Origin of the sequence: Rhodococcus pseudokoreensis (assembly GCF_017068395.1) — a bacterium.
Classification (GTDB): Bacteria; Actinomycetota; Actinomycetes; order Mycobacteriales; family Mycobacteriaceae; genus Rhodococcus_F; species Rhodococcus_F pseudokoreensis.
In genome coordinates this window covers 3,926,816-3,952,507 of record NZ_CP070619.1, presented here as the reverse complement: position 1 = coordinate 3,952,507, position 25,692 = coordinate 3,926,816, and the positions used below count along the sequence as shown (strand labels likewise).

Annotated in this window: 28 protein-coding genes; 19 read left to right on the top strand and 9 right to left on the bottom strand. The window is 69.8% G+C overall.

The features are described 5' to 3' along the window. Positions 1-53: 53 nt before the first annotated feature. Both JWS13_RS23190 and JWS13_RS23185 read right to left on the bottom strand, forming a co-directional pair. A complete protein-coding gene (locus tag JWS13_RS23190; protein WP_206007642.1) occupies positions 54-677 on the bottom strand; it encodes a response regulator in 624 nt (207 codons plus the stop codon). Beyond that, the gene (locus JWS13_RS23185; protein ID WP_206007641.1) at positions 674-1,864 is read right to left on the bottom strand and encodes a sensor histidine kinase; all 1,191 of its coding nucleotides are present in this window, start codon (positions 1,862-1,864) and stop codon (positions 674-676) included. Before JWS13_RS23185 ends, JWS13_RS23190 begins: the two co-directional genes overlap by 4 nt. Positions 1,865-2,023: 159 nt before the next feature. Here JWS13_RS23185 and JWS13_RS23180 point away from each other — a divergent pair, with 159 nt between their 5' ends. The 16 genes from JWS13_RS23180 (at position 2,024) to JWS13_RS23100 (ending at position 17,743) form a co-directional block, all read left to right on the top strand. Further along, positions 2,024-3,064 carry an ABC transporter permease gene (locus JWS13_RS23180; protein ID WP_206007640.1) on the top strand — a complete coding sequence of 347 codons (1,041 nt, stop codon included), beginning with the start codon at positions 2,024-2,026 and terminating at the stop codon, positions 3,062-3,064. Further along, a complete protein-coding gene (locus JWS13_RS23175) occupies positions 3,061-3,771 on the top strand; it encodes an ABC transporter ATP-binding protein (RefSeq protein ID WP_206007639.1) in 711 nt (236 codons plus the stop codon). The genes JWS13_RS23180 and JWS13_RS23175 overlap by 4 nt, the downstream gene beginning before the upstream one ends. 116 nt (positions 3,772-3,887) lie before the next feature. Beyond that, positions 3,888-5,270: an MFS transporter gene (locus JWS13_RS23170; RefSeq protein WP_206007638.1), complete on the top strand. Its 1,383-nt coding sequence runs from the start codon at positions 3,888-3,890 to the stop codon at positions 5,268-5,270. Then, the gene (locus JWS13_RS23165) at positions 5,267-6,775 is read left to right on the top strand and encodes an aldehyde dehydrogenase (protein WP_206007637.1); all 1,509 of its coding nucleotides are present in this window, start codon (positions 5,267-5,269) and stop codon (positions 6,773-6,775) included. Before JWS13_RS23170 ends, JWS13_RS23165 begins: the two co-directional genes overlap by 4 nt. A gap of 95 nt (positions 6,776-6,870) precedes the next feature. After that, entirely contained in the window at positions 6,871-7,800 is a 930-nt protein-coding gene (locus JWS13_RS23160; protein ID WP_206007636.1) for a VOC family protein, read from the top strand. After that, on the top strand, positions 7,797-8,579 hold the full coding sequence (locus JWS13_RS23155) for an alpha/beta fold hydrolase (RefSeq protein WP_206007635.1): 783 nt from the start codon (positions 7,797-7,799) through the stop codon (positions 8,577-8,579). The genes JWS13_RS23160 and JWS13_RS23155 overlap by 4 nt, the downstream gene beginning before the upstream one ends. A 14-nt stretch (positions 8,580-8,593) precedes the next feature. Further along, complete coding sequence (locus JWS13_RS23150) at positions 8,594-9,100, top strand: cupin domain-containing protein (RefSeq protein ID WP_206007634.1); 507 nt, start codon at positions 8,594-8,596, stop codon at positions 9,098-9,100. Positions 9,101-9,102: 2 nt separating this feature from the next. Then, positions 9,103-9,852 (top strand): 3-oxoacyl-ACP reductase family protein, encoded by a 750-nt coding sequence (locus JWS13_RS23145; RefSeq protein ID WP_206007633.1) that lies wholly within the window; start codon positions 9,103-9,105, stop codon positions 9,850-9,852. A 16-nt stretch (positions 9,853-9,868) separates the two neighbouring features. Continuing rightward, a complete protein-coding gene (locus tag JWS13_RS23140) occupies positions 9,869-10,651 on the top strand; it encodes an SDR family oxidoreductase (protein ID WP_206007632.1) in 783 nt (260 codons plus the stop codon). After that, positions 10,644-12,293 (top strand): thiamine pyrophosphate-binding protein, encoded by a 1,650-nt coding sequence (locus JWS13_RS23135; RefSeq protein WP_206007631.1) that lies wholly within the window; start codon positions 10,644-10,646, stop codon positions 12,291-12,293. Before JWS13_RS23140 ends, JWS13_RS23135 begins: the two co-directional genes overlap by 8 nt. Further along, positions 12,290-13,420, top strand: coding sequence for an FAD-dependent monooxygenase (locus tag JWS13_RS23130; RefSeq protein WP_206007630.1), 1,131 nt, complete (start codon positions 12,290-12,292; stop codon positions 13,418-13,420). Before JWS13_RS23135 ends, JWS13_RS23130 begins: the two co-directional genes overlap by 4 nt. Next, a complete protein-coding gene (locus JWS13_RS23125) occupies positions 13,421-14,569 on the top strand; it encodes an MBL fold metallo-hydrolase (RefSeq protein WP_206007629.1) in 1,149 nt (382 codons plus the stop codon). Between the two features lie 245 nt (positions 14,570-14,814). Then, entirely contained in the window at positions 14,815-15,774 is a 960-nt protein-coding gene (locus JWS13_RS23115; RefSeq protein WP_206007628.1) for a PDR/VanB family oxidoreductase, read from the top strand. Between the two features lie 13 nt (positions 15,775-15,787). Further along, entirely contained in the window at positions 15,788-16,000 is a 213-nt protein-coding gene (locus tag JWS13_RS23110; RefSeq protein WP_005248918.1) for a recombinase-like helix-turn-helix domain-containing protein, read from the top strand. A gap of 2 nt (positions 16,001-16,002) precedes the next feature. After that, positions 16,003-17,034 (top strand): aromatic ring-hydroxylating oxygenase subunit alpha, encoded by a 1,032-nt coding sequence (locus JWS13_RS23105; protein ID WP_206007627.1) that lies wholly within the window; start codon positions 16,003-16,005, stop codon positions 17,032-17,034. A gap of 91 nt (positions 17,035-17,125) precedes the next feature. After that, entirely contained in the window at positions 17,126-17,743 is a 618-nt protein-coding gene (locus JWS13_RS23100) for a TetR/AcrR family transcriptional regulator (protein ID WP_206007626.1), read from the top strand. A 9-nt stretch (positions 17,744-17,752) separates the two neighbouring features. On the opposite strand, the gene JWS13_RS23095 is transcribed toward JWS13_RS23100, so the two are convergent. Then, positions 17,753-18,313 (bottom strand): MarR family winged helix-turn-helix transcriptional regulator, encoded by a 561-nt coding sequence (locus JWS13_RS23095; protein WP_179220486.1) that lies wholly within the window; start codon positions 18,311-18,313, stop codon positions 17,753-17,755. Between the two features lie 110 nt (positions 18,314-18,423). After that, a complete protein-coding gene (locus tag JWS13_RS23090; protein ID WP_206007625.1) occupies positions 18,424-18,789 on the bottom strand; it encodes a RidA family protein in 366 nt (121 codons plus the stop codon). A gap of 120 nt (positions 18,790-18,909) precedes the next feature. Here JWS13_RS23090 and JWS13_RS23085 point away from each other — a divergent pair, with 120 nt between their 5' ends. Next, positions 18,910-19,836 carry an NADP-dependent oxidoreductase gene (locus tag JWS13_RS23085; RefSeq protein ID WP_206007624.1) on the top strand — a complete coding sequence of 309 codons (927 nt, stop codon included), beginning with the start codon at positions 18,910-18,912 and terminating at the stop codon, positions 19,834-19,836. A 39-nt stretch (positions 19,837-19,875) separates the two neighbouring features. Here the strand turns inward: JWS13_RS23085 and JWS13_RS23080 are convergent, their stop codons facing one another. From JWS13_RS23080 to JWS13_RS23060, 5 genes are read right to left on the bottom strand one after another with little or no spacing between them, the layout of a single operon-like run. Further along, positions 19,876-20,814, bottom strand: a complete 939-nt coding sequence (locus tag JWS13_RS23080) for a CopD family protein (RefSeq protein WP_206007623.1) — start codon at positions 20,812-20,814, stop codon at positions 19,876-19,878. A gap of 5 nt (positions 20,815-20,819) precedes the next feature. Beyond that, on the bottom strand, positions 20,820-21,353 hold the full coding sequence (locus tag JWS13_RS23075; RefSeq protein ID WP_206007622.1) for a copper resistance CopC family protein: 534 nt from the start codon (positions 21,351-21,353) through the stop codon (positions 20,820-20,822). Continuing rightward, positions 21,350-22,018, bottom strand: coding sequence for a YcnI family copper-binding membrane protein (locus JWS13_RS23070; RefSeq protein WP_206007621.1), 669 nt, complete (start codon positions 22,016-22,018; stop codon positions 21,350-21,352). Before JWS13_RS23070 ends, JWS13_RS23075 begins: the two co-directional genes overlap by 4 nt. Positions 22,019-22,059: 41 nt before the next feature. Then, positions 22,060-22,578, bottom strand: a complete 519-nt coding sequence (locus tag JWS13_RS23065; RefSeq protein WP_206007620.1) for a hypothetical protein — start codon at positions 22,576-22,578, stop codon at positions 22,060-22,062. 17 nt (positions 22,579-22,595) lie between these two features. After that, positions 22,596-23,249: a DUF6474 family protein gene (locus JWS13_RS23060; protein ID WP_206007619.1), complete on the bottom strand. Its 654-nt coding sequence runs from the start codon at positions 23,247-23,249 to the stop codon at positions 22,596-22,598. A 162-nt stretch (positions 23,250-23,411) separates the two neighbouring features. On the opposite strand from JWS13_RS23060, the gene JWS13_RS23055 reads away from it, so the two are divergent. Continuing rightward, entirely contained in the window at positions 23,412-24,968 is a 1,557-nt protein-coding gene (locus tag JWS13_RS23055) for a TM0106 family RecB-like putative nuclease (RefSeq protein WP_160099524.1), read from the top strand. 36 nt (positions 24,969-25,004) lie between these two features. Then, positions 25,005-25,679 (top strand): YoaK family protein, encoded by a 675-nt coding sequence (locus JWS13_RS23050; protein ID WP_087561942.1) that lies wholly within the window; start codon positions 25,005-25,007, stop codon positions 25,677-25,679. The last annotated feature ends 13 nt before the right edge of the window (positions 25,680-25,692 follow it).

Below are 25,692 nucleotides of genomic sequence, written 5' to 3'. Positions count from 1 at the left end.
TCCCAGCGTAAACGCACGTGAGCGGCAAAGTGTGTGTCCGGACGCTTTGCCGCTCACCTGGGGAGGGTGCCGAGCTCGCGGGCGCGGGCGATTGCGGAGGTCCGCGACTTGACGCCGAGTTTGCCGAAGATGTGGACCAGATGGGACTTCACGGTCGTCTCGGAGAGGAACAGTTCCTTCCCGATCTCCCGATTGGAGCGCCCGGCGGCCACCAGCGTCAGCACCTGGATCTCCCGTGGGCTGAGGCTGGTGGCCGGCCGGCGTACGCGCGTCATCAGTTTCGACGCCACGGCCGGGGACAGCACGCTGTCGCCGGCCGACGCGGCCCGGACGGCGGCGAGGAGTTCGGGCGGGGGCGTGTCCTTCAGGAGGTACCCGGCGGCGCCGGCGGCGATCGCGTCGAGGATGTCCGCGTCCGTGTCGTAGTTCGTGACGACCAGCACGTGCGGCGGGTCCGGCAGGGACCGCAGGTTCCGGGTGGCGTCCACCCCCGACGTGCCGTCGCCGAACCGAAGGTCCATGAGGACGAGATCGACCGGGGTCGTCGCGCAGAACGCCACGGCGGCGTCGGCGTTGGCCGCCTCACCGACCACCTCGATGTCGTCCTCGTGCTCGAGCAGGGCGCGCAGGCCCGCGCGCACGATCGCGTGGTCGTCGGCGAGCAGCAATCGGATCATGCGCCGGCCTCGAGCGGGAACGACACCGCGACCGCGGTCAGTCCCGGTTCCGACTCCACCGACATCGACCCGTCGAGCAGCTCGACGCGACGGCGAATCGAATTCAGCCCGAACGCTTTCGACGGCTCACGGTCGAGAAGTGCCACGTCGAAGCCGATGCCGTCGTCGACAACGTCCAACCGGACCGCATCCTCGTAGTAGGTGAGAGTGACCGCCATCCGGGACGCCTGCGCGTGCCGGACCACGTTCGACACCGCACCCTGCGCGATCCGCACCAACGCCGCCTCGACCGGCATCGGCAACCGCACCGGATCCCCCACGACGACGGCGATGGTGTCGAAGGTGTCGCTCCGCGCCTGCGTGCAGATCCGCGCGAGCGCGTCCGCGAGCGACTGCCCGTCGAGGACGGCGGGTGTGAGATCGCCGATGAGCTGCCGGGTTTCGGCGAGGCTGTCGGCGGCGGTCTCCCGCGCCAACCGGATACGGTCCCGCGCGGGATGGTCCGGGTCCGCGCGTTCGACGGCGTGGAGCAGCATCTGAATGCTCGACAGGTCCTGCGCGACGGTGTCGTGGATCTCGCGTGCGAGCCGCTCACGTTCGGCCAGGGACCCGGCGGCGCGTTCCTGCTCGGCGAGTTCGGCTCGGGTCCGGGTCAATTCGTCGATGAGGCGATCGCGTTCGACGGCCTCCCGGTACAGCGCCCGGTAGCCGAGGCCGATCGCCACCGCGACGCACGCCCCGATCACCGGACCGACGACACCCGCGACGCTCCAGCCTCGGTGCATTGCGGTACCTGCCACCGCCACGACGGTCGCGGCGGCGACCGCCAGGACGCCCCATCGTCGCGGCAGCAGATGCAGGTACAGGAAGAACAGTCCGAATGCGAGATAGGCGGCGTCGGGGGCGAGGACCATCAGCGTCACCCACAGTGCCGTCAGCGCCGCGAGCCACCAACCCCCGCGCAGGCGTCGCGTCGCCCCCGCCGCGTACACCGCGAGAAACGCCACCGACAGCACCACGATCGCCGGCGCGTTCGGCGCGTCCAGGAGGACGGCGCGCAGGATCACGACTGCAGTGAGCGCCGCGGTCAGCGCATGCAGTCCGAGTTGGAGTCCCGCGAACACGGGAGTGAGCGGGGAGCGGTGCACCCCGTCCAGCTTATCGACGTGAGCGCACCCGGCATCCATCGAAAGTCGGAACCCGCACCCGACCTTCGACCGCCGAGAATTCCATCCCACGTGTGATGGAACCGCGCCGTGCCGGGGGCACGGTGAGTTCGGAGGCCGTGAGCGCCGCCCCGGCCCGCATCGACTGCGGCGCCGGTCGTGATCTGGAGAGGACCATCTGTGTTCGTCGCATCGAGAGACCTGCGTGCCGCGCGTGGTCGCTTCGCGCTGATATCCGTCGTCGTGGTGCTGATTGCGCTGCTCGTCACGTTTCTCAGCGGTCTCACGGCCGGATTGCGCCACCAGAACGTATCCGTCGTGGAACGCATCGACGCCGAGTCGGTGGTCTTCGCCGCCTCCGACGACGGTCCGTCGTTCGACGAGTCCGCGCTGACGTCCGAGCAGGTGGCCGTCTGGCGGCGGAGCGCCGAGTCGGTGCACCCGATCGGCGTGGGACGAGGCTCGGCGTCGGCCGTAGGAGGTGCGACGAAGAGCGTCGCGCTCGTCGGCGCGGACGGCGGTGTGGGCGACCGCGCACCGTCCGCGCCGGGAACCGTGATCCTCGGGGACGGCGCGGCCCGGTCGCTCGGGGTGTCCGCCGGCGCCACGGTGACGATCGGCGGCCAGGCGTTCACCGTTGCCGCGGTCCGCGGCGACGACTGGTACGGCCACAGCCCGGCCGTGTGGATGACCCTCGCCGACTGGCAGCACGCGAACCCGCGCGGGGGTGCCGCGACGGTGCTCGCGGTGTCTGGCGGGGACGACGCCACGAACTCCGCCGCGGGAACGACGTCCCGCACCGTGGCCGGCTCCTTCTCCGCCATCGGCTCCTACACGTCCGAGAACGGGTCGCTGACGTTGATGACGGTGATGCTGTTCGCGATCTCCGCGCTGATGATCGGCGCGTTCTTCACGGTCTGGACACTCCAGCGCACCCCCGACGTCGCGACGCTGAAGGCGCTCGGCGCGTCCACCGGGTCGCTCGTGCGGGACGCGCTCGGGCAGGCGCTCGTCGTCCTGCTCGCCGGCGTGGGTGCCGGTGTCGGGACGGCGGCGGTGGCCGGGGCGATGATCGGCGACGCGGTGCCGTTCGTGCTCGACGTCTCCACCACCCTCCTGCCCGCCACCGCCCTCGTCGGGCTGGGCCTCCTCGGCGCCGCCTTCGCGCTCCGCTTCCTCGTCACCACCGACCCCCTCACCGCACTCGGGAGCACACGATGACCACCCCCGCCCTCACCCTCGACGACGTCACCCTCACCTACCCCGACGGCGCCGGACGCGTCACCGCCCTCGACTCGGTGTCGCTGACCCTCGGCCGGGGTGAGATCGCCGCGATCACCGGTCCGTCCGGCTCCGGGAAGTCGACGCTCCTCGCGGTGGCGTCGACCCTGATCCGGCCCGACTCGGGCTCCGTCCGGCTGGGCGACACCGAACTCACCGCCCTCAGCCGGCGCGAGGCGTCCACACTGCGCCGCGACCGGATCGGCATCGTGTTCCAGCAGTCCAACCTCGTGTCGTCGCTGACGGCACTCGAACAACTCGAGGCGATGGCGCATCTCGGACAGCGGTTGTTCGTGCCGCGGCGGGCGGGGCGCGCGAAGGCTCGCGACCTGCTCGACGCCGTCGGACTCGCAGACCACGCCGGGAAGCGGCCCGCGCAGTTGTCGGGCGGGCAGCGGCAGCGGGTCAACCTCGCCCGGGCGCTCATGAACGAGCCGTCGCTGCTGGTCGTCGACGAGCCGACCAGCGCGCTCGACCAGGAACGAGGCGCCGCGATCATGGACCTGATCCTCGGTGTCGTGCGAGAACGCGAGGTCGCGACGCTGCTGGTGACCCACGACCGCACGCATCTGTGCAGAATGGATGCAGTCCACCGCGTGGTCGACGGCTCACTCACCTGTGAGTACTTCTTAACCGCGGAGGGTTAACAAGTACTCACGGGTGTTTTACAAAGTCAAGGGTTGACGTTTCTCATGTGCGTGAGATTACATCTTAGCGGTAAGCCTTTAAGGGCTTAAGTAAATGCCTCGACCCGACCCTGAGGATGCTCATGACGACGGTATCGCCCGCCATGGCTGCCACAGCTGAGATGATCAGCGCACGACTCGAACGCCTGCCGATGAGCAGGTGGCACATCAAGGCCCGCGTCATCGTCGGCGCCGTCACGTTCTTCGACGGCTTCGACCAGCTGATGATCGCGTATTCGCTCCCCGTCCTCACCCCCAAATGGGGCCTGACCCCCGGCGACATCGCCTGGGTGATCGCCATCGGCGGCATCGGCATGCTCATCGGCGCGCTCGCCGGCGGCTGGTTCGCCGACCGCGTCGGCCGGCTCAACGTCATCATCGCCTCGCTCGCGCTGTACGCCGTGATGAGCCTCGGCATGGCGTTCACCGACTCCCTGGAACTCTTCCTCGTCTTCCGATTCGTCCAGGGCATCGGCCTCGGCGCCGAGGTCCCGGTGGCCGCGAGCTACATCGGCGAGATCACCAAAGCCCACAAGCGCGGACGATTCGTGCTGCTCTACGAGGTGATCTTCCCGATCGGGCTCGTCATGTCGGCGATCGTGTCGGCGTGGGTTGTCCCGAACTTCGGCTACAAGATCCTGTTCGCGCTCGGTGCCCTGCCCGTCGTGCTGCTGCCCATGCTGTGGAAGCTGCCCGAGTCGCCGCGCTGGCTCGCCTCCCGCGGCCGCCACGAAGACGCCCACGACGCCATGACGCGCATCGAGAACGAGATCACCCAGAAGTACGGCAAGACGCTCCCCGCTCCGCAGCCGTTGCCCGCCGTCGCCGTCGACGATCGCCACGGGCGGTTCCGTGAAGCGTTCCAGGGCGTCTATCTGCGCCGCACGCTGATGCTCGCCGCGATCTGGGGCTGCGCCTACTTCGTCAACTACGGCATCGCGTCCTGGCTGCCGACGCTCTACCACTCCGCATTCAATGTCAGCGTCGGCACCGCGCTGCACTACAGCATCGTCACCAGCGTCGCCGGTCTGATCGGCTGCGTCCTCGTCGCGTTCCTCATCGACAACCTCGGGCGCCGCATCTGCATCACCGCGTCGATGGTCCTGTGCTCGTCGCTGCTGTTCCTGCTCGCCGCCACCGGCGCCGACACCGCGACGAAGGTCCTGTTCTGGTCGGCCGGATCGGCCCTGTTCGTCTTCGCCGTCAACATGGCGCTGTACGTCTACACCGCCGAGTTGTACCCCACCCGGATGCGGGCCATCGGCTGCGCCATCGGCGGAGCCAGCGGACGCCTCGGCATCATCGTCGGACCCCTCGCCGTCGGAGCCATCCTCGACGGCGGCGGCACGCTCACCGTCGTCTTCGGAATGTTCTCCGCCGTCGCCCTGATCGGTGCCCTCGTCGTCGGCTTCTTCGCCGTCGAAACCCGCGAGAAGACCCTCGAGGAGATCTCCCAGTGACCGTTCTCGACACCGCACCACAGACACTGCCGTTCGTCCCGGTCGCCGACCGGATCCTTGTCGCCGGAGAGTGGCGGCAGGCGAGCGGTCCCGCCTTCGCCGTCACGGACCCGTCCAACGGCGACACCCTCCAGGTGATCCACCAGGCCACCGCCGACGACGCCGACGAGGCGGTCCGGAAGGGCCGCGCCGCCGCCGACGACCCGGCGTGGCGCGCGCTGCTCCCGCACCAGCGGGCGAAGTACCTGCACCGCATCGCCGACGCCATCGAGGCGAACACGTCCCGGCTCGCGCTGCTGCAGAGCTACAACACCGGCAAGACGGTCGCCGAGACCACCGCACTCGTCGGCAGCGCGGCGGGCACGTTCCGCTACTTCGCCGGCGTCCTCGAAACCGCGGACGACGACCTCACCGCCCCGCGCGGCAACTTCCTCACGATGAGCGTTCTCGAACCCATCGGCGTGATCGGCGCCATCGCACCGTGGAACTCGCCGGTGGCCAGCGACGCGCAGAAGATCGCCCCCGCCCTCGCGGCAGGCAACGCCGTCGTCCTCAAGCCCGCCGAGTGGACGCCGCTGGTGTCACTCGAACTGGCGCGGCTGATCGACGAGTCGGGATTGCCGAAGGGTCTGCTGTCGGTGCTGCCCGGCAAGGGTTCGGTGGTCGGCGACGCCATCGTCACCCACCCCGGCGTCGGGAAGGTGACGTTCACCGGCGGCACCAACACCGGCCGCTCCATCGCCCACGCCGCGGCCGACAAGCTGATGCCCGTGGCGCTGGAACTCGGCGGAAAGTCGCCGACGATCGTCCTCGACGACGCCGACCTCGATGCCGCCGTGAACGGCGTGATGTACGGGATCTTCTCGTCCACCGGACAGAGCTGCATCGCCGGATCCCGCCTGTTCGTGGACCGCCGCATCTACGAAGAATTCGTCGACAGACTGGTGGCCAAGACGACCCGGCTCCGCCTCGGGCCCGGCCGCGACCCCGACACCCAGATCGGTCCGATGGTCCACCGCAAGCACCGCGACAGCGTCGCCGCCTACGTGGACCTCGCTCGCGAAGAAGGCGGACGAGTGCTGTGCGGCGGGGCGATCCCCGACGACGAGCGGCTGCGCGACGGCGCGTACTACCTGCCGACGATCATCGACGGGCTGCCCAACAGCTCACGCACGTGCCAGGAGGAGATCTTCGGACCCGTCCTGGTGGTGCTGCCATTCGACGGCGAAGCGGACCTCGTTGCGCAGGCCAATGATTCGGTGTTCGGGCTGGCATCGGGAATCTGGACCGGCGACTACCGCCGCGCCTGGAAACTCGCCCGCCGACTCCAGGCCGGCACCGTGTGGATCAACACCTACAAGCAGTTCAGCATCTCCACGCCGTTCGGCGGCGTCAAGGAGAGTGGACTCGGGGTGGAGAAGGGGCGCAGCGGCATCGCCGCCTACTCCCGGCAGAAGAGCATCTACTGGAGCCTCGACGAGGAGCCCAACCCCTGGGCCGATTGACGTAATAGGTCGTCCGGAAAGAAATTCGCGTCACCTCTGTACGACCTATTACTTTAGCGCTAAGATATTGAGACCTAAGCAACTGGAGGCTTGCGATGAACCAACCCATAGCCCGGCTGCGGTGCCTGCGCTCCGTCGAACTGCGCACACAGGCCAGCCTCGAATCCACCGATTTCTACTCGGAGGTGTGGGGGCTGCGCGTGGTCGAACAGGGCGCGAACGGTGCCTGGCTGCGGGGGACCGGTGAGCACCACCACGCGCTGCAACTCACCCAGGCTGAGCGGAACGGCCTCGGCCGCATCACGTTCGCCGTCGCCACACCGGCCGAGGTCGACGAGGCCGCCCGCAGGCTCGAACTGCGCGGCGTCCCGATCGTCAGCGGTCCGGGGCCGGTCGACGACCTCGGCGGCGGCTACGGCGTGAGCCTGGTCGACCCCGAGGGGCGCGTCGTCGAACTGCTCGCCGACGCGCTCGCGGTCCCGAGACTCGGCCGCGACGACGCCGTCCCGGTGGGTGTCACGCACGTCGTCCTCAACACCGTCGACATCGACGCCGCGGTGACGTTCTACTGCGACATCCTGGGCATGCGGGTCTCCGACTGGTCCGAGCACCAGATGGCGTTCCTGCGGTGCAACACCGACCATCACAGCATCGCGTTCAACCAGGCCGAGTGGACGTCGGTGAACCACGTCGCCTACGAGATGCCCACCGTGGACCACTTCATGCGCGGCATCGGCCGGTTGCGGCACCACGGCACCGTGCCGCTGTGGGGTCCGGGCAAGCACGGTCCCGGCGACAACACGTTCTCCTACTTCGCCGATCCGGCGGGGCTGGTGTGCGAGTACACGTCCGGCATCGCGCAGGTCGACGAGGACCGGTGGCTGTGTAAGGTGTGGCGCCGGGTTCCGGAACTCTCCGACCTGTGGGGCACCGCGGGCCCGCCGTCCACGCAGGTCCGCGACCACATGGCCGGCATCCCCGACCCCGGGGCGTTCGAGCGGTTCGACCTCGGGCGGGCGTCGTGACGCACGTCGTCGAATCCGGCTCCGGTCCCGCGCTGCTGATGCTGCACGGAATCGGCGGCAGCGCAGACAGTTTCGCGCCGCAGTTCGACGAACTCGCGGGATCGTTGCGACTGCTGGCCTGGGACGCTCCCGGCTACGGTCGCAGCGAGGATCCGGGACGCCCGTTCGACCTCGACGACTACGCCCACGCCGCCGCCGACGTGATCCGCGACCGCTGCGGCGACGCGGGGGCGCACGTCCTCGGAATGTCGTGGGGCGGTGTGATCGCCACCCGGCTCGCGTTGCGTCACCCCGGCCTCGTGCGGAGTCTGCTGCTCGGCAGTTCCACCGTCGGCTCGGGAGCGGACGGCGAGGCCGCCGACCGGATGCGCGCCCGGGCCGCGACCCTCGAACAGGAGGGCGCGGAAGCGTTTGCCGCGGAACGGGCCCCGCGACTGCTGTCCGGAACCGCCGGCGACGAGTTGACGGCGAAGGCGACGGCCATCATGGCGTCGTCGATCCGACTGCCCGGCTACGGGTACGCCGCCGAGTCGATGGCCGCCACCGACCACACCGCCGATCTGCCGAAGATCGACATCCCCACCCTCGTCCTCGGCGGAGACGAGGACGGGGTGACCGGAATTCCCGCGAGTCAGGTTCTCGCGGGCGGAATTCCGGGCGCCGTGTTCGTCACCATCCGCGGTGCCGGACACCTCGCCAACCAGGAGCGACCGGACGCCTTCGGCGCCTGGGTCGAATCCTTCATCCACATCACCGAACGCCTGCGCAACCACGTCTAGAGAAGGAGCACAACATGACACTCGAATACGGCACCGCCGACCTGAAGGAATTCACCGACTCGCTGATCCTCACCCGCGGCTCCCGCCACGAGGACTGGGACACCCTGGGCTTCCAGGCCAAGGCCGGCGACCAGTTCAAGCGCGCGCAGATCCGCTACGTCGGCTCCGGCGCCACCGGCAACCACGAGAACGACAACCGCACCATCGCGTCGCAGGGATTCACGTTCTCCAACATGCTGCTTCCCTCCGGCGCCGAGGGCCCGGAGCACACCCACCACGACGCGGAAGAGGCCTTCTTCGTGCTCGAGGGTGAGGTGGAGGTCGGCGTCCACCGCGACGGCCAGGTGGAGAAGCGCACGCTCGGCTACCGCGACATGATCGTCGTCCCCGCCGGCGTGCCCCGCAGCCTGAAGAACAACGGCGACAAGGACGCCCTGTTCTGCGTCATCATCGGAGCGCAGAAGCCGCAGATCCCGACGTACCCCGAGACGTCGGCCATGCACGGCGTGACCCGGGACTGACCGTGAGTCTCGACGGACGCAGCATCCTCGTCACCGGGGCGGGGCGGGGTCTCGGCCTCGCCCTGGCCCGCCGCCTCGGCGAGGACGGCGCCACCCTGTGGCTCGCCGACATCCGCGAGGACTGGGGCGAGGCCGCGGCCGAAAGCCTGCGCGCGGACGGCGTCAAGGCGCAGTTCGTGCGGGTCGATCTCCGCGACGCGGAGTCCGTCGACGCGATGGCGGCCACCGTCACCTCCGATGGCCCGCTGTACGGCCTCGTCAACAACGCGGCCCTCGCGGACGGCGTGGGCGGCAAACCGATTCACGAACTCGACATCGACGAGTGGGACCGTGTGCTGGGCGTCAACCTGCGCGGCACGTTCCTCGTGAGCAGGGCGATCGTTCCCTCCATCATCGGGAACGGAGGCGGACGAGTCGTCACCATCGGCTCCGACGCCGCCCTGTACGGTTCGCCGCGGCTCGCGCACTACATCGCGTCCAAGGGCGGGGTGGCCGCGCTGACCCGCGCCATGTCACGCGACCTCGGCCCGCACGGCATCACCGTCAACACCGTGTCGCCCGGACTGACCGAAAGCGAATCGGCGCAGAAGGTTCCGGAGCACCGGCACGAGCTGTACCGGCTCAACCGCGCGCTCGAACGGCCGCAGCAGCCGTCGGATCTCGTCGGCGCCGTCGCGTTCCTGATGGGACCGGAGGCCTCGTACATCACCGGCCAGCAACTCGTCGTCAACGGCGGATTCGTCCTGCACTAGAGAAGGGGACCACGTCGTGGACCTGCAACTGAAAGACCGCACCCACCTGGTGACCGGCGGAAGCTCGGGAGTCGGGCTCGCCACCGTCGCGATGCTGCTCGAGGAGGGTGCCAATGTCGTCACCTGCGCGCGCGACCGCGACCGGCTCGACTCCGTGCTCGCGCCGCTGCCCGGCAGCGACCGCGTCCTCACCGCGTCCTGCGACGTCCGGGATCCGGCCGCGGTCGCCGCCCTGGTCGAGGCGGGTGTCGCCCGGTTCGGCGGCCTCGACGGTCTGGTCAACAACGCAGGCAAGTCCCGCATGGTCCCGCGCGGTGAGGCGACGCTCGACGACTGGCGCGACGAACTCGACCTCAAGTTCTCCAGCGTCCTCAACACCGTCGACGCGGCGCTGCCTGCGCTGCGCAAGTCCGACGCCGCGTCCATCGTCAACATCTCGGCGGTGCTCGCGCGCCAGCCCGAGCCGCGGCTGGTCACCACCAGCGCCGCCCGGGCCGGACTGCTGAACCTCAGCAAGTCGCTGTCGCTGGAACTCGCGGCCGACGGCATCCGCGTCAACTCGGTGTCGCTCGGGCTGGTCGACACCGGTCAGTGGCGTCGCCGCTACGAGGAATCCGGCACCGACGCCACCTTCGCCGAATGGGAGGCGGAGATCGCCCGGGACCGCGGCATCGGCCTCGGCCGGTTCGGCCGCGCCGACGAGGTGGCCGCCATGATCGTGACCCTGCTGTCCCCCCGCTCGTCGTATGTGACGGGCACCAGCCTCGACGTCTGCGGAGGCGTCGCACGCTATGTCTGAGAGGAACACCATGTCGGTAGGAAACGGGGGCGACCTGCTCGTCCAGGTGCTGCGCGAGGCCGGTGTCGACACCGTGTTCGGCATCGTGAGTGTGCACAACCAGCCCCTGGTGCAGGCGGTCGCCAAGCACCTGCGGTTCGTGCCGGTGCGGCACGAGGCCACCGCGGTCAGCGCCGCCGACGGATACGCCCGGGCCACCGGGGGACTGGGCTGCGCGCTCACGAGCACCGGGACCGGTGCCGGCAACGCGGCCGGGTCGCTGATCGAATCGCTCAGCGCCGGAACGTCGGTGCTGCACGTGACGGGCAACGTCGAGAGCCGCTACCTGGGATCGGGTCGCGGGTTCATCCACGAGACCAAGGATCAGCTGGGGATGCTGACGGCGACGTCGAAGCACGCCGCCACCATCCTCGACACCGACAGTGCCGGAAAGGTGTTGCGGGAAGGCGTCGCCGCCGCACTCGCCGCGCCCGGCGGGCCGTCGAGCATCGAATGGCCCATCGACCTCCAGTACGCGGAGCACGTCTTCGACGTGGTCGAGCCGGTGACGGAGTCGCCGCGCACTCCGGACGCCGACGAGTTGGCCGTCGCCTTCGCGCTGCTGCGATCCGCGGAACGCCCGGTGATCTGGGCGGGCGGCGGTGTCGCACGCGCACGCGTGGAGCTGACCGCACTGGTGGAGCAGTGGGGAGTCCCGTTGCTCACCAGCAACTCCGGGCGCGGCGCGGTGCCGGAGGACCACCCGCTGTGCATCGGAAACTACGGCAACACCCCGGCCGGACGGGAACTCCTCGCCGACGCCGACCTGCTGCTGTCGCTGGGCACCCACTTCCGGTCCAACGAGACCGGCGACTACTCCATGCCCGTCCCCGCCGTGCACGTGCAGATCGACCTCGACGCGGCCGCGATCGGACGCGTCTACCCGGCGCAGGCCGGCGTGACCGCCGACGTCGCGACGTTCCTGCGATCACTGTCCGAACTGCCTCCGGTCGACGCGTCGTGGACCGAACGCGGCCGGGCGACAAGGGAACTGGTCCGCACTCGGCAGCGCGCCGGACTCGGCGACCACGCCGTGCTGTGCGACGCCGTCCGCGCCGCGTTCCCGCAGGACGCCGTGATCGCCCGCGACGTCACCATCGCGTCCAGTTCCTGGGGTAACCGGTTGCTGCCGATGTTCGACCCTAGGTCCAACGTCTTCCCCCGCGGCGGCGGCATCGGGCAGGGCCTGGGCATGGCCATCGGTTCCGCACTGGCCGACGAGACCCGCCCCACCCTGGCGCTCGTCGGGGACGGCGGCCTGGCCGTCCACTTCGGCGAGATCCTCACCATGGCGCAGGAGAAGCCGTGGCTGGTGCTGCTCGTGTTCAACGACGGCGGCTACGGCGTGCTGCGCAACATGCAGCAGGGCGGCGGCGAAGACACGTACGCCGTCGACCTCGTCACCCCCGACTTCGCGTTGCTGGCACAGTCGATCGGCGTTCCCTACCTGCGGATCGGTGGTGCGGCCGAGGCGCACAGCGTGCTCGCCGACGCAGTGTCCCGGCAGGCCCCCGTCATCGTCGAGGTCGACCTCGCCGCGTACGGCGAGATGCCCGCCCCGTTCACGCCGCCCGTCACCGTCCCCGGAAAGGACCCGAAATGACCACAGTTGCGGTGTGCGGCGGCGGAATCGGCGGGCTCGCCACGGCGATCGCCCTCCGGAAGTTCGGCCTCGACGTCACGGTCTACGAGCAGACGCGGCAGTTCGCCCGCGTCGGCGCCGACATCAACCTCACACCCAACGCGGTCCGGGCGCTCGACGGACTCGGTGTCGGGCCGGCGATCCGCGACTCCGCCGCCCGGCCGCAGTTCCGGATCAGCCGCACGTGGGACACGGGAGCCGAGACGTCCCGGCTGCCGATGGGTGACAGCGCGGAACAGCAGTACGGCGCACCGCAGTTGACCATGCACCGCGGCGATCTCATGACCGCGCTCGAGAACCGGCTTCCGTCGGGGACCGTCGAAATGGGCCGCCGCGTCGGCGGCATCGTGGACGGGCGCATCGAGTTCACCGACGGCAGCACGGCTTCGGTCGACGTGATCGTCGGCGCCGACGGCATCCACTCCGCGGTCAGGACCGCACTCCTCGGACCGGATCAGCCGACGTTCACCGGAGTGGTCGCGTTCCGGGCCGTCGTACCGGCCGATCGCGTGGGGACGGTGCCGAACCTCGACTGCTTCACCAAGTGGTGGGGTCCCGACAGTGCAACACAGATCGTCACGTTCCCGCTGAACCAGGGCAAGGACATCTTCGTCTTCGCCACCTGCGGTCAGGAGGAGTGGACCGAGGAATCGTGGACCACACCCGGTTCCGTCACCGAACTGCGCGAGCTGTACCGCCACTTCCACCCGGAGGCGCGGGCGCTGCTCGACGCGTGCGACGACGTCCTGAAGTCGGCTCTCTACGTTCGGGACCCGCTGGCGTCGTGGACCGACGGCCGGTCGGTGCTCCTCGGCGACGCCGCGCACCCGATGATGCCGTTCATGGCGCAGGGCGCGGGCATGGCCATCGAAGACGCCGTCGTCCTCGCCCGCTGCCTGAGCCTGTTCGACGACCCCGCGGTCGCGCTGCAGACCTACCAGGAGACACGACTGGAGCGGACCTCCCGCATCCAGCGCGGCTCACGGTCCAACGAATGGCTGAAGGTGGCCGGCAACGGCGACTGGGTGTACGAATACGACGCCTGGCAGGTACCGCTGGAGTTGGCCGCCGCCCGAGCGGGCGCGTAAGTGGAACCGGTTGGCCGACAGACGCTGTCGAGGCGGCGGGCGCTGACCCTGCTGGGTTCCGCCGCCACCGCCGTCGCCGCGACCAGTTGCGCGTCGCACACTTCCGACGCGCAGCCGAGCGGTGCGACGCCACCGGACGCCTACGAGCTGTCCGGTGACGTCGACGGCTACGCGACGACGCTGACTCTGCTCGGAACCGCGGCCGGGCCCATCGCCGTGCCGGGGCGGAGCGGGGCATCCAGCGTGCTGGTCGTCGGCGACCGGCCGTATCTCATCGACGCGGGTCCGTGGTCGAGCCGGAAGATGATCCAGGCCGGCATCTCCGCCGACTCGCTCGGCGGCGTGTTCGTCACCCACATGCACAGCGATCACATCGCCGACCTGGTCAACGTGTTCTGGCTGGTCGGAGGCACGCCGTCGTACACGGCCCGGGGCGTCGTGCCCGTCTACGGGCCCGGTTCGGCGGGTGCCCTGCCGACGCCGCGTGCGGGCAAGACCATTCCGATCCGGAATCCGCTCACACCCGCGCCCGGGCTGAGCCAGCTCTTCACCGGCGTCCTCGACGCCTACGCGTACGACATCAACATCCGCAACGCGGAGAAGGGCGCGGGTACCGACTACAACCGCATGTTGTCGCTGCACGACGTGCTGCCGCCGGAGTCGTCGGGGGCGTCCGCCGAGAACACCGCGCCGGCGATGGAACCGTTCCCGGTGTTCGAGGACGACCGGGTGCGCGTCACCGCGACGCTGGTCCCGCACGGTCCCGTCTACCCGTCGCTGGCCTACCGGTTCGACACCGAGGCCGGCGCCGTCACGTTCTCCGGCGACACCGCGAAGTCGCCGAACCTGATTCGGCTCGCGCAGGGATCCGACATCCTCGTCCACGAGGTGATCGACGTCGACTTCTACGCCGCGACTTCGGGTCCGGCGTTGGTCGAGCACATGATTCAGGCGCACACCACCGCGCAGGACGTCGGACGCGTCGCCACCGACGCCGACGTCCGCCAGGTGGTGCTCTCCCGCATCGGGCCGGGCGACCCGCGGCAGGTCACCGACGACCAGTGGGAGCGCGGCGTGAAGTCCACCTTCGCCGGCGCCGTGACCGTCGGGCACGATCTCGTCCGCATCGGCGTCGGGCAGCGGCGGTAGCGGCGATCTGGAACCGCTGCTGCTGGCGCCGATGCACGCGCCGGTGTTCGCCGGTGATTGTGTGCAGAGTCTGCGCGATCTCGCGCAGGCGTACGAGGAGCGGATGGCGGCCGAGACCGCGCGGTACCGCGAAGCCGAATAATCGCCCTGCGAATTTCCCCGCGACTGTGGCGCAGAATACATCTTAGTGCTAAATTATTGAGCACTAAGGAACTATGCCTTCGGGTCGAGCTTGGGAGTGAGCGATGACAACAGACGCAGACACCGTCGCCATGATGGTGCGTCAGATGCGGGTCGAGTCCTCGGGCGTCGTCTCGCTCCGCCTCGAACGGCAGGACGGCGGCGCGGTCGACCGGTGGACGCCGGGCGCCCACCTGGACCTGCACCTGAACCGCGGGACCATCCGTCAGTACTCCCTCTGTGGAGACCCCGACGACAAGACCGGGTACCGCGTCGCGATCCTCCACGAGGTGACCGGCCGCGGCGGTTCCCGGCACGTCCACGAGACGCTGCGGCCCGGCGACAGCCTGTCGGTGAGCGCGCCCCGCAACAACTTCGAACTCCTGCCGTCGCCGCGCTACGTGTTCATCGCCGGCGGCATCGGCATCACGCCGATCCTCGCGATGATCGGCGAGGCCGAACGCATGGGCGCCGACTGGGAACTGCACTACGGCGGCCGCGCCCGCACGTCGATGGCGTTCCTCGACGAGCTGTCCCCGTACGGCGACCGCGTCCACGTCGTCACCGAGGAGACCGACGGCATCCTCGACCTCGGCGGCATCCTCGGCACCGCCCGCGAGGGGACGCTCGTCTACGCCTGCGGCCCCGAGGGTCTGCTCGGCGCGGTCGAGGGGTTCGCCGGCTCCTGGCCGGACGGCGCGATCCGGCTCGAACGGTTCAAGGCCAAGGAGATCCCCGCCGACACCCTCGCCGGCGACCGTCCGGTCCGCGTGATCTGCGAACGATCCGGCATCTCGGCCACCGTCGCACCCGATCGGACCATCCTCGAAACCCTCGAGGAATCCGGCGTCGACGTCCCCAACTCCTGCCGCGAAGGCATCTGCGGAACCTGCGAAACCCGCGTCCTCGCCGGCACCCCCGACCACCGCGACTCCCTGCTCTCCAGCTCCGAGCAGGAGTCCGGCACCACCATCATGATCTGCGTTTCCCGCGCCCGCTCCGACGAGCTCGTGCTGGATCTTTGAGAAGGGAAGAACCATGAGCCTGTATCTGCAGCCACGCCAGTCCGGCACGGCGCCCACCCCGTACGAACGGAAACTGGCCGGTGCGATCGAAGAGGTCTTCGGCACCGGGGTGCACCACCTCGAAGGCCTGGTGAAGGGCCTGAACGCCCTCGGAATCCACAGTCCCGGCGGCGACGCCTGGACCACCGACACTTTCACGGACGAGATCCGACGGATGGGGGCCTGACCATGGTGAACCGACTGCACAAGGCGGCACTGACCGGCGACGAGATCTTCGCGACCGGGATGCGCGACCAGTGGCACGCGGTGTGCCCGTCCGACTTCGTCGCGCGCGGCGACATGAAGAAGATCCGTCGCCTCGGCGAGGACTGGCTGCTGTTCCGCCAGTCCGACGGCACCCTCCGCATGCTCGCGGACCGCTGCCCGCACCGCGGCGCCCCGCTGTCCCAGGGACAGCACCTCGGCGACCGCGTCGCCTGCCAGTACCACGGTGTGCAGGTCGACGGCGGCGGCACCGTCGTCTCCGTCCCCGGAATGCCCGGCTGCAACCTCGAAGGCAAGCGGCTGGTGACCAGCCTCCCCGTGCAGGAAGTGGCCGGCGCCGTGCTCGCCTGGTTCGGCACCGACCCCGACGCCGAACCCGCACCCCTCGAACTGCCCGAGCGCCTCACCGACGACGGCATCTCGCACTTCCTCTGCTACGCCGAGTGGAAGGCGCCGTGGCGGTTCACGCTGGAGAACCTGCTCGACCCGATGCACGGGGCGTTCCTGCACCGGGAATCGCACTCGATGTTCGGCGGGGAGACGTCCGCGAAGTTCCGGATCCGCGAGACCGACCGCGGATTCTTCTTCGAGAAGACCGACCAGCGGGGCGTGAACTTCGACTGGGTCGAATTCTGCCGGACCGGCATCGACTGGGTGGACCTCGAGATCCCGTACCCGCCGACCGCGGGCCCGGGCGGGTCGTTCGGCATCGTCGGCATGGGAACGCCGATCGACGCCGAGACCACCGCGGTGTTCTTCTGGCGGTACCGCCGCGTCGAGGGCTGGGAGCGCGACGTCTGGCGGTTCCTGTACCGCACGAAGCTCGAGGAACGGCACTGGGTGGTGCTGGAGCAAGACCGCACCATGCTCGAGGCGATGGCATTCGACGCGGACCAGGCGGAGAACCTGTACCAGCACGACCTCGGCGTCATCCGGCTCCGCAGGCTGTACCGGGCGCAGGCCGAGGCCCAGGCGAAGGCGCTCCAGGAGGCGTAAGGTCGCGCGGGTTGACTCGAGTGAAATGTCAACTAAGAATGTGTGACGGCCGACACGTCGGGCGCCGGCCGGGTGCGAGGAGGCGCGAGCGGTGCTTACGAACGGTGACGATCGGGGTCGGCTTGCGCTGATCGAAGCGGCGGGCCGGTGCTTCGCCGAACTGGGATACGAGCGCACCACCGAGGCGGTCATCGCCGCTGCGGCCGGAGTGTCCGAGGCCGAGTTCCGCGCCCGGTTCGCGTCCCGCGACGACGCCTTCCGTGCCGTCGCGGCGGAAGTGTTCGACACGTTCGTCGAGGCCCAGCGCATCCCGGTCCCGCCGGACGCGGACCCGCGCAGCGTCCTGCGCGCCGCCACCGCCGCGTTCATCGAGACCGTCTACAGCAGCGGCCGCCTGTTCACGATGATCGAGGACCGCGCGGCCGTCGACCCCGTGATCGGCGAACAACTCGAGGCGGCGCACAACCGGATCCTCGGCCGGTACATCCGGTTCATCGAACGACTCAACCAGGCCGGCATCGCGACGCCGTGCGCCGAACCCGCCCAACTCGCCCGGAAACTGTCCGAGGCGCAGTGGACGGGTGCGGCGCGCCTGATCGGTGCGTCGCCGGACGAACAGCGGCGGTTCATCGTGGAGATGACGGCGGCGTCCGAACGATTCATCGGATTCGGTGAGGTCGCCGATCTGACCGCCCGCGCGGCCAGCTGAGCCTCCGGCTCAGGCAGTGGGGTCCTGGTTCTCGACGATCGAGTGCTCGAGCTTGCGGAGCAGTTCCGCCAGCGACGCCTGATCGTCCTTCGACATCCCGCTGAGGATCTGCGACTCGTTGGCGAAGTGCGCCTCCGCGACCTTGTTGATCACCCGCAGGCCCTCGTCGGTGAGTTGCGCGTGCACGATGCGGCGGTCCTCGGCGTCCCGCTCCCGCTGCACGAGTCCCGCCTTCTCGAGCCGGTCGACGCGCAGCGTCACGCCCCCGGTGGTGACGAGCGCGGACTCCGCGAGCTGTCCGGAAGTCATCCGGTAGGGCGGACCCGAACGCCGGAGGGCGGCCATGACGTCGAACGACGCCATGTTGATGCCGTGCTCCTCGAACACCGCGGCGAGGGAAGACTGGTAGCGCAGATACGAACGGTGCAGGCGGCCCAGCACTTTCAGCGGGCTCACATCCAGTTCGGGCCACTGGTGGGCCCACTGGTCGACGATGTCGTCGACGGCATCGCGGTCTGGAACGGGGCGTTGCGTCACCGGGCGCACCTCCTGGATTCTCGAGGGTCTCATCTGTTTAGTACCAAGATATCGAAACGAGCATAAGTGACGGCGACGCGCCGCGGGTCCCCGCCGATTGCTCTCGGAACGGGGACCCGCGGCGCGGCGCGACGTCGGTGCCGTCAGTGGCCAGCGACGGCCGCGACGGCGTCGATCTCGGCGATGGCGCCGTAGGGGAGGCTGCTCACCTCGAGGAACGTGCGCGCGGGCCGCGGCTCGTCGAAGATGCGCTCGAACTGGCGGTTCGCCTCCTCGCGCAGCGACAGGTCGGTGACGTAGTAGGTGAGCTTCACGACGTCCTGCAGCTGCCCGCCGACGGTGGCGAGACGATCGACCATGCGGTCGACGGCGGCGTCGAGCGCCTCGGTGCGGCCGGAGACGGCAATGCCCTCGGCGTCGACGGACAGTGCGCCGGAGACGAACGCCAGTCCGCCCGCGACCACGGCCGGGCTGTAGGGGTGGTGGGCGGTGACTTCGGTGAGGGACATGGAGGCTCGCTTTCTGGGTGGGCTTCTCCCGCCACTATATCTTAGCGCTAAACTAATTGACAGGGTTGGGCTTCGTCGGAACTCCTGGCGCGACGGACCGCCGAGGACGAGATTGAGGGCATGACGAATTCGAACCAGACCATGAAGGCCGTCTCCTACTCGTCCTACGGCGGTCCCGAGGTGCTCGAGGTCCACGACGTGCCGGTGCCCGAGCCCACCGGCAACCAGGTGCGCCTCCACATCCGGGCCGCCGGCGTGAACCCCATCGACTGGAAGCTGCGGTCGGGGTCGATGGCCGAGGTGATGTCCGTGCAGTTCCCGAAGATCCCCGGCAGCGAGGTCGCCGGCGTCGTCGACGCGGTCGGGCCGGACGCGACCGGAGTGCTGGTGGGCGACGACGTGTTCGGCTGGTCCGACACCGGCGGCTACGCCGAATATGCGCTCGCGTCGATCGTCGTGCCGAAGCCGAAAGGGCTGAGCTGGACGGCCGCGGCCACCATCCCCGTGGCCGGCGAGGCCGCGGATCGCGGGTTGCGGCTCCTGCGGCTGAAGTCCGGGGAGACGCTGCTGCTGAACGGTGCGTCGGGTGCGGTGGGAACCATTGCCGCGCAATTGGCGGTCGATGCGGGTGTCACGGTGATCGGCACCGCGAGCGAAAAGCACCACGACGCGCTGCGGGAGCTGGGCGCGACCCCCACGACGTACGGCGAGGGCCTGGCCGACCGGGTGCGTGAACTCGCCCCGAACGGCGTCGACGCCGTCCTCGACCTCGGCTTCGGCGGGCTCGACGCGGCGATGGACCTGCGCGGGGGCACCGACCGGATCGTCACGCTGTCGGACGGCGCCGCCTTCGGTCTCGGAATCACCTTCTCCTCCGGCAACGCCGGCGACCGGAGCGCGGAAACCCTCCGTCGGCTCAGCGCCCTCGCCGTCGCCGGAAAGCTCACCCTCCCACCGGTCCGCACCTTCCCGCTCACCGACGCCGCCGACGCCCAGCGCATCGGCGAGAAGGGCGGAAGCCGCGGGAAGCTCCTGCTGCACCCGTGAGTACTTATCAACCGCCCGACGTTAATAAGTACTCACGGGTCAGGCGGTGGTGGCCAGCGCGGCGGCGAGACCGAACGGAACGGCCATCACCACCACCTCGAGGATCGCGCGCCGCAGGGACCCTTCCGCGGTGATCCGGTGCGCGGCGGCCTGAACGACCCACGTTCGCCGCCACCACCAGCCGAGCCCGAGCAGCGCCGCCAATGCCACCGCCTTGGCGAGCACGATGCGGCCGTACCCGGTGTCGAACAGGGGAGTGACCCCGCCCAGCCGGACGGCCGCGTCGACGATCCCGGTCGCGGTCAGCAGCCACACGCACCGCCACGCGACGACGGAGTACCGCGGCAGCCACGACGACCAGTCCCCACGCGACCGGAGCATCAGGCCGAGGGCCGCGAGGAGCCCGAACCACACGGCGGCGGCGAGCGCGTGGACGACGTCGAGGACCGAGCCGAGAACCTGCTGCGACATGTGGCCGGTGATCGGCCGGGCCACCAGGGCGAGCGCCGCGAGCACCAGCACCGGGACGGGGAGCCGGGCGTCGCTGCGGCGGAACGCGACCCCCGACCACACGGTGGCGGCGACGGTGCACACGAGAACGGCGAGGTCGACGCGTCCCGCGCTGATCTCGGTCACGTAGGCGCCGAACCGTCCGACCGACAACTGCGACAACGTCAGGGCGTCGGCCTCGGCTGCCGTCATCGACAGCAGCACCGCCTCGGCGAGCATCCACGCGCCGGCGACCGCGGTCGACAACCGCCACAGTCGTTCGTCCCGCACCAGGGGACGGCTGTCCGCCCGACTCCACCAGCCGAGCGCGGCCAGCCCGAGGACCGCCGAACCGAGCACCAGGCACAGCGCCCGGACCGCGCTCGACGGTGACGGACCTTCCGGTTGCGCCAGCGCCCAACCGCAGCCGACCCCGACGAGCGACGTGGGTACGGCGAACAGCAGCCACGACTGCCGCGCCGTACCCACCGCGCTCAGTTCTCGCCGCGCGGCTTGCGGAGGGCGAACCACAGTCCGCCGCCGAACACGACCACCCCGGCAACGATGAACGGCCACAGCGGAACTCCGCCGCCGCCGGATTCACCGGAGCTGTCGGCGGCGGCGCCGGGTGTGCCCGACCCCTCCTGGGTGAGGGTGAACGTGCGGGTGCCGCTCACCGGATGCCCGTCGGCGGAGGTGACGCGAAACGCGACGGTGTACACGCCGGCCGGTCCCAGCTCGCCGAGTTCGGCACTGACCGTGGGTCCTTCGACGACGGGGTCGCTCTTGGTCCACAGGTTGCCGTCGGGACCCACCACGGTCAGCGACGCGAACGATTCCTGCAGCGCCTCGTTGAACGTGACGCTGACCCGTTCCGGACCGGACGCGATCTCCGCGCCGTTCTCGGGGGTGGAACCGATCACGACGGAATGGGCGAGAGCGGTGCCGGCGCCGAGCATGCTCGCGAGCATCGTCAGCAGTCCGACCGCGATCACCTTCACCGACGTGAAAGTGGTGTGCCTTCTCATTTTCGCCGGCTCCGGACCATCGCACCGAGACCGAGCGCCGCACCGAGCGCGCCCAGGATCAGACCGATGCCACCGAGCCAGCGGGCAGTGTCGTCGGTGCCGGACGCCGTCGTCTCGGTCTCCTCGGACGTCGTGGCGCCGCCGGCGTCGTGGCCGTGCTCTTCACCGCTCGACGCGGCCAGAGTGAGGGTGGGGGCAGGCTTGTCGGGCTCCGCGCCGTCGGGGCCTTCCGCCTGATCCCAGTTGACGACCTCCCCGTCGCTGTACGTCTGGGTGGCCGGGAACGACACGTCTTCCTGTTCCGGCAGCGGTCCGGCGGACAGCTCGAACTGCTGGAACTGGCCGGGTGCGACACCGACTCCGGGGTCGGCGGTCCACGTCACGGACTTCGCGACCTGGGACGTCGGGTCCTTCTCGACGACGGATGTCCACCCCGGCATCGGTGTGGTGCGGGCCGACTTCAGGTCGGGGAGTGTGACGGTCAGCTTGGTGGTGGACGCCGTCTCGGACTCGGTGGGAACGCGGAATGTCAGGACGGAGTAGCCGCCCTGCGCGGCGCCGGGGGCGACGACGGTCACGTGGGCGGCGGCCACACCGGCCGCGAGCAGCATGGCGCCACCGGCCGCACCGGTCGTGAAAAGGGCACGGGAAACGAGGGAATTCATCGAAGGTCCTTTGACAGGTCTGAAGGGAGAAGAGGCGAGAATCAGACCGGGACCGGTGGGCCGCGACGGGAAATGCTCGCGCGCAGCAGGGCGTCCACAGGATTCGCGGGACGCGCGGGGAGGTGCGCCGGCTTTGTTGCCGAGACGGGCTGCGGTTCGCCGCGCAGAACCGCCCGCCAGACGTGAACCAAAGTGCCGTGCAGCCGCTCGGCGTTCGCGATCAGCAGCGCGCAGACCACGGTGGCGGCCGCGTGCGCGGCGAGCATCGGCACGGCGGGGACCGTCGAGTGCACGTGCGAGGTGAGCGTGAGCGCGAAGTGCGCGGCCACCTGGCCTGCGCCGAGGGCACCCACGAGCGTGCGCGGTCCGTGGAAGCGGGCGGGCAGTTGCGCGGTGACCGCGCCGACACCGCTGCACGTGACGAGCAGCAGGGTCAGAGCCGTGGATTCGGAGAGACCGCCCCCGCCGATGCCGTGCGCCGCGACCGCGAGACCGGCGACGAGCGCACCGACCGCCGACCCCCGAAGGGTGGCGGTCGCGGCGGGGCGGGCGGGGGACATCGAGGTGGTCGGGTCGTTCAGCGCACGCCGAGGCGGGCGAGGAGATCGGCTTCGACTCCGTCGAGTTCGGACGAGATGGCGTGATGGGCGGCCTTGCGGCGGGCCTGCGGCATCTGCTCGGCCGCGCGGACGGCGGTGTTGAGGTCGCCGAGGCGGTCGCGGATGGCGGCGGCGAACTGCTGCGTCTCCGCGTCGTCCGGCTTCTGCGCGAGGATTTCCGTGGTGGAGCTTTCGGCACCGGCGATGCGGGCGCTGAGCTTGGCGCCGTGCCCGGTGAAGTTGGCGAGCTGGTCGACGTCGATGCCCATCCGGTCGGCACGCCGGGCGTCGATCTGCCCGCGCACGACGGTGGCGGCGCGGTAGGCGATCGGCAGCAGCACCGGTGTCAGCAGTCGAGCGACGCCGAGGTACTTGCGGACGGCGGCGACGGTGAAACCCTTCTGGGCGGCGGCCTTCTCCTCGGCCTTCAACGCAGCGATCTGAGCCTTCTCGACCTTCTTCAGCGACTTCAGCTCGGCGGCCTCGAGCTTGCGCCCGGCCTTCGCGGCCTGCTTGTCGCGTTTCCGTTCGTTCCTCGCGCTCAGCTTCGCTTCCACCCCAGCCTTGTGCCGGAGTGCCTTGGCTTCCGCCTTGCGGGTGGCTCGGGACTTACGTTTCTTCAACAACCCCATCGAAAAGACCCCTTTTCCTGGTGTTTCAGCGGAGCCCACGCTACCAACTGCATCCGGTGCTTCGGGATCAGCCTAGGGGAGCACATAATCTTCGTCATCGTGTGTTCCCATATCGGTCAGCAATCAGAACCCGACGCCTCTCCCGGAAAGGTGTCGGGGACGGTGATCGATGCCAGCGCCCTGACGCGGTGCCGCCACCGGGTGCACCTCGACGCGGCGTTCCCCGAACAACTCGCGGCCGCGCCGGAGGACCCGGGCGTCCGCCAGCGTCAGGATGCCGCCGCCGCCAAGCGCGAAGACGTCCGCCGGATCCTCACCGAGCACGCACCGGAACGGTGGGTGCAGATCGACACCGAACAGAGCCTGCGTCGGCGCGCCGAGGACACGCTCGCCGCATGCGAGGCGGGCGCGGACCGCATCTGGGGAGCCGTGCTCCCACTCGACCGCGACGCCGGCCGGAGGGCGCGCTGCGAGATCCTGCTCCGCGACGAGGATCACGGTGGGTACATCCCGGTGATCGTCGTCAACCACAAGGTCACCGATCCCGGCCGCGGCGCGCTGACGTCGGGAATGTTCGAGTGGAAACCCCGCGAGGACCCGTCGCGGAAGCCCCGCAGCCAGGTCCGCGACCAGATGCGCGTCGCGCAGGTGTACCGGATGCTCGAGCGGCACGGGCTGGCGAGCCCCGCGCTGGTGGCCGGTGCGATCGGCTACGGCTCCGACGTCATCTACGTGCACGACCTCACCACCATCCTCGACGACTACGACGAACGCTTCGCCGACCGGCTCGCCGTCGCCCGCGGCGAATCGGCGACCGTGCCGTCCCGGGTCGGCGAATGCCGTTCGTGCCCGTGGTGGCCCGGATGCGAGGAACAGCTCACGCAGACCCACGACGTGAGCCTGGTCGCTACCGGTTCCCGGGCCGACATGCTGCGCGACGCCGGATGCCACACCATCGACGACCTCGCGGCGTGGGACCGCGAACCCCTCGAGGACTGGCCGCACGGCGCGTTCGAGGACGCCGTCGTCACCGCCAAGGCCTGGCTCGCGGGGGCGCCGCTGGTGCGACGCTTCCCCGAGATCCGGGTGACGCGCGCCGACGTCGAGGTCGACGTCGATATGGAGAGCTACCAGGAGCACGGCGCGTATCTATGGGGCACGCTGCTCAACGTGGACGGGGTGTCCGCGTACCGGCCGTTCGTCAGCTGGGACCCGGTGCCGACGCAGGACGAGGCGCGGTCGTTCGCGGAATTCTGGACGTGGCTGATGGCGGAGCGGGAAGCGGCGGCGCTGAGCGGCAGAACCTTCGCCGCCTACTGCTATTCACGGTCCGCCGAGGACAAATGGTTGCTGGACTCCGCCCGCCGGTTCGCCGGGGCACCCGGAATCCCCACCGAAGCCGAGATCCGCGAATTCATCGACAGCCCACAATGGGTCGACATCTACCAGGCCGTCAGCGACCAGTTCATCTGCCCCGGCGGCAAGGGCCTCAAGAAGATCGCCCCCGTCGCCGGATTCCGGTGGCGCGACGCCGACGCCGGCGGCGAAGCATCGATGAGCTGGTACCGCGAAGCCGTCGGCTACGACGGCGAACCCGACCTCACCCAGCGCGAACGACTGCTGCAATACAACGAGGACGACGTCATCGCCACGAAAGTACTGCGCGAATGGATGTCGGATCGGGCCGAGAACGAGATCCCGCTCGCCTCCGACCTCTAGGCTGCAAGGCAGGCCAGAGACGGTAGGGGTGGTCAGGTGGACTTGCCGAAGACATCCACGACGCTGCGGTTCGCGCTGCTCCTCACCGCCGCGGGTGGCTTCCTCGACGCGTACACCTACGTCAGCCGCGGCGGCGTCTTCGCGAACGCCCAGACCGGCAACGTCATCCTCATGGCCATCGACCTGTCCGAGCGGCACTTCCACGCCGCACGCGCACACCTGTGGCCGATCCTCGCGTTCATCGTCGGCGTCGCATTCGCGCACCTGCTCAAGGGCGAACTCGCCCACAGCGTCTTCGACCACCCGATCCGGATCGCGATGGTCGCGCAGATCGTCGTCCTCGTCGCGGTCGCGTTCGTCCCCCCGGACGTTCCCAACGCGCTCGTCACCGTTCCCATCGCGTTCGTCGCGGCCATGCAATTCGGCCTGTTCCGCACCATCGGATCGCTGTCCTACATCGCCGTCGCCACCACCGGCAACCTCATGCGCTTCACCGAAGCGGCGTACGCCGGATTCATCGAGAAGGTCCCCGAATCACGCCAGCACACCCGGGTGTACGCCGCGATCATCAGCAGCTTCGCCGGCGGTGCCGTCCTCGGCGCGTACGCCACCCGCTACTTCGGCGGATCCGCCGCCTGGATCCCCGCCGCCCTCCTCACCGTCGCCCTCATCCTGTTCTACGTCGACGACGTGCGGCGCCGCCGCCCGTGAGTGGTTGACGAGT

Excerpts from the sequence above, each read along its gene's own strand:
- JWS13_RS23090 (WP_206007625.1), bottom strand. The coding sequence starts at position 18,789 with ATGTCCCTCACCGAAGTCACCGCCCACCACCCCTACAGCCCGGCCGTG.
- JWS13_RS23185 (WP_206007641.1), bottom strand. The coding sequence starts at position 1,864 with ATGGATGCCGGGTGCGCTCACGTCGATAAGCTGGACGGGGTGCACCGC.
- JWS13_RS23115 (WP_206007628.1), top strand. The coding sequence starts at position 14,815 with ATGACAACAGACGCAGACACCGTCGCCATGATGGTGCGTCAGATGCGG.
- JWS13_RS23075 (WP_206007622.1), bottom strand. The coding sequence starts at position 21,353 with ATGAGAAGGCACACCACTTTCACGTCGGTGAAGGTGATCGCGGTCGGA.
- JWS13_RS23095 (WP_179220486.1), bottom strand. The coding sequence starts at position 18,313 with ATGAGACCCTCGAGAATCCAGGAGGTGCGCCCGGTGACGCAACGCCCC.
- JWS13_RS23085 (WP_206007624.1), top strand. The coding sequence starts at position 18,910 with ATGACGAATTCGAACCAGACCATGAAGGCCGTCTCCTACTCGTCCTAC.
- JWS13_RS23170 (WP_206007638.1), top strand. The coding sequence starts at position 3,888 with ATGCTCATGACGACGGTATCGCCCGCCATGGCTGCCACAGCTGAGATG.
- JWS13_RS23105 (WP_206007627.1), top strand. The coding sequence starts at position 16,003 with ATGGTGAACCGACTGCACAAGGCGGCACTGACCGGCGACGAGATCTTC.
- JWS13_RS23150 (WP_206007634.1), top strand. The coding sequence starts at position 8,594 with ATGACACTCGAATACGGCACCGCCGACCTGAAGGAATTCACCGACTCG.
- JWS13_RS23135 (WP_206007631.1), top strand. The coding sequence starts at position 10,644 with ATGTCTGAGAGGAACACCATGTCGGTAGGAAACGGGGGCGACCTGCTC.
- JWS13_RS23110 (WP_005248918.1), top strand. The coding sequence starts at position 15,788 with ATGAGCCTGTATCTGCAGCCACGCCAGTCCGGCACGGCGCCCACCCCG.
- JWS13_RS23175 (WP_206007639.1), top strand. The coding sequence starts at position 3,061 with ATGACCACCCCCGCCCTCACCCTCGACGACGTCACCCTCACCTACCCC.
- JWS13_RS23065 (WP_206007620.1), bottom strand. The coding sequence starts at position 22,578 with ATGTCCCCCGCCCGCCCCGCCGCGACCGCCACCCTTCGGGGGTCGGCG.
- JWS13_RS23190 (WP_206007642.1), bottom strand. The coding sequence starts at position 677 with ATGATCCGATTGCTGCTCGCCGACGACCACGCGATCGTGCGCGCGGGC.
- JWS13_RS23060 (WP_206007619.1), bottom strand. The coding sequence starts at position 23,249 with ATGGGGTTGTTGAAGAAACGTAAGTCCCGAGCCACCCGCAAGGCGGAA.
- JWS13_RS23130 (WP_206007630.1), top strand. The coding sequence starts at position 12,290 with ATGACCACAGTTGCGGTGTGCGGCGGCGGAATCGGCGGGCTCGCCACG.
- JWS13_RS23070 (WP_206007621.1), bottom strand. The coding sequence starts at position 22,018 with ATGAATTCCCTCGTTTCCCGTGCCCTTTTCACGACCGGTGCGGCCGGT.
- JWS13_RS23160 (WP_206007636.1), top strand. The coding sequence starts at position 6,871 with ATGAACCAACCCATAGCCCGGCTGCGGTGCCTGCGCTCCGTCGAACTG.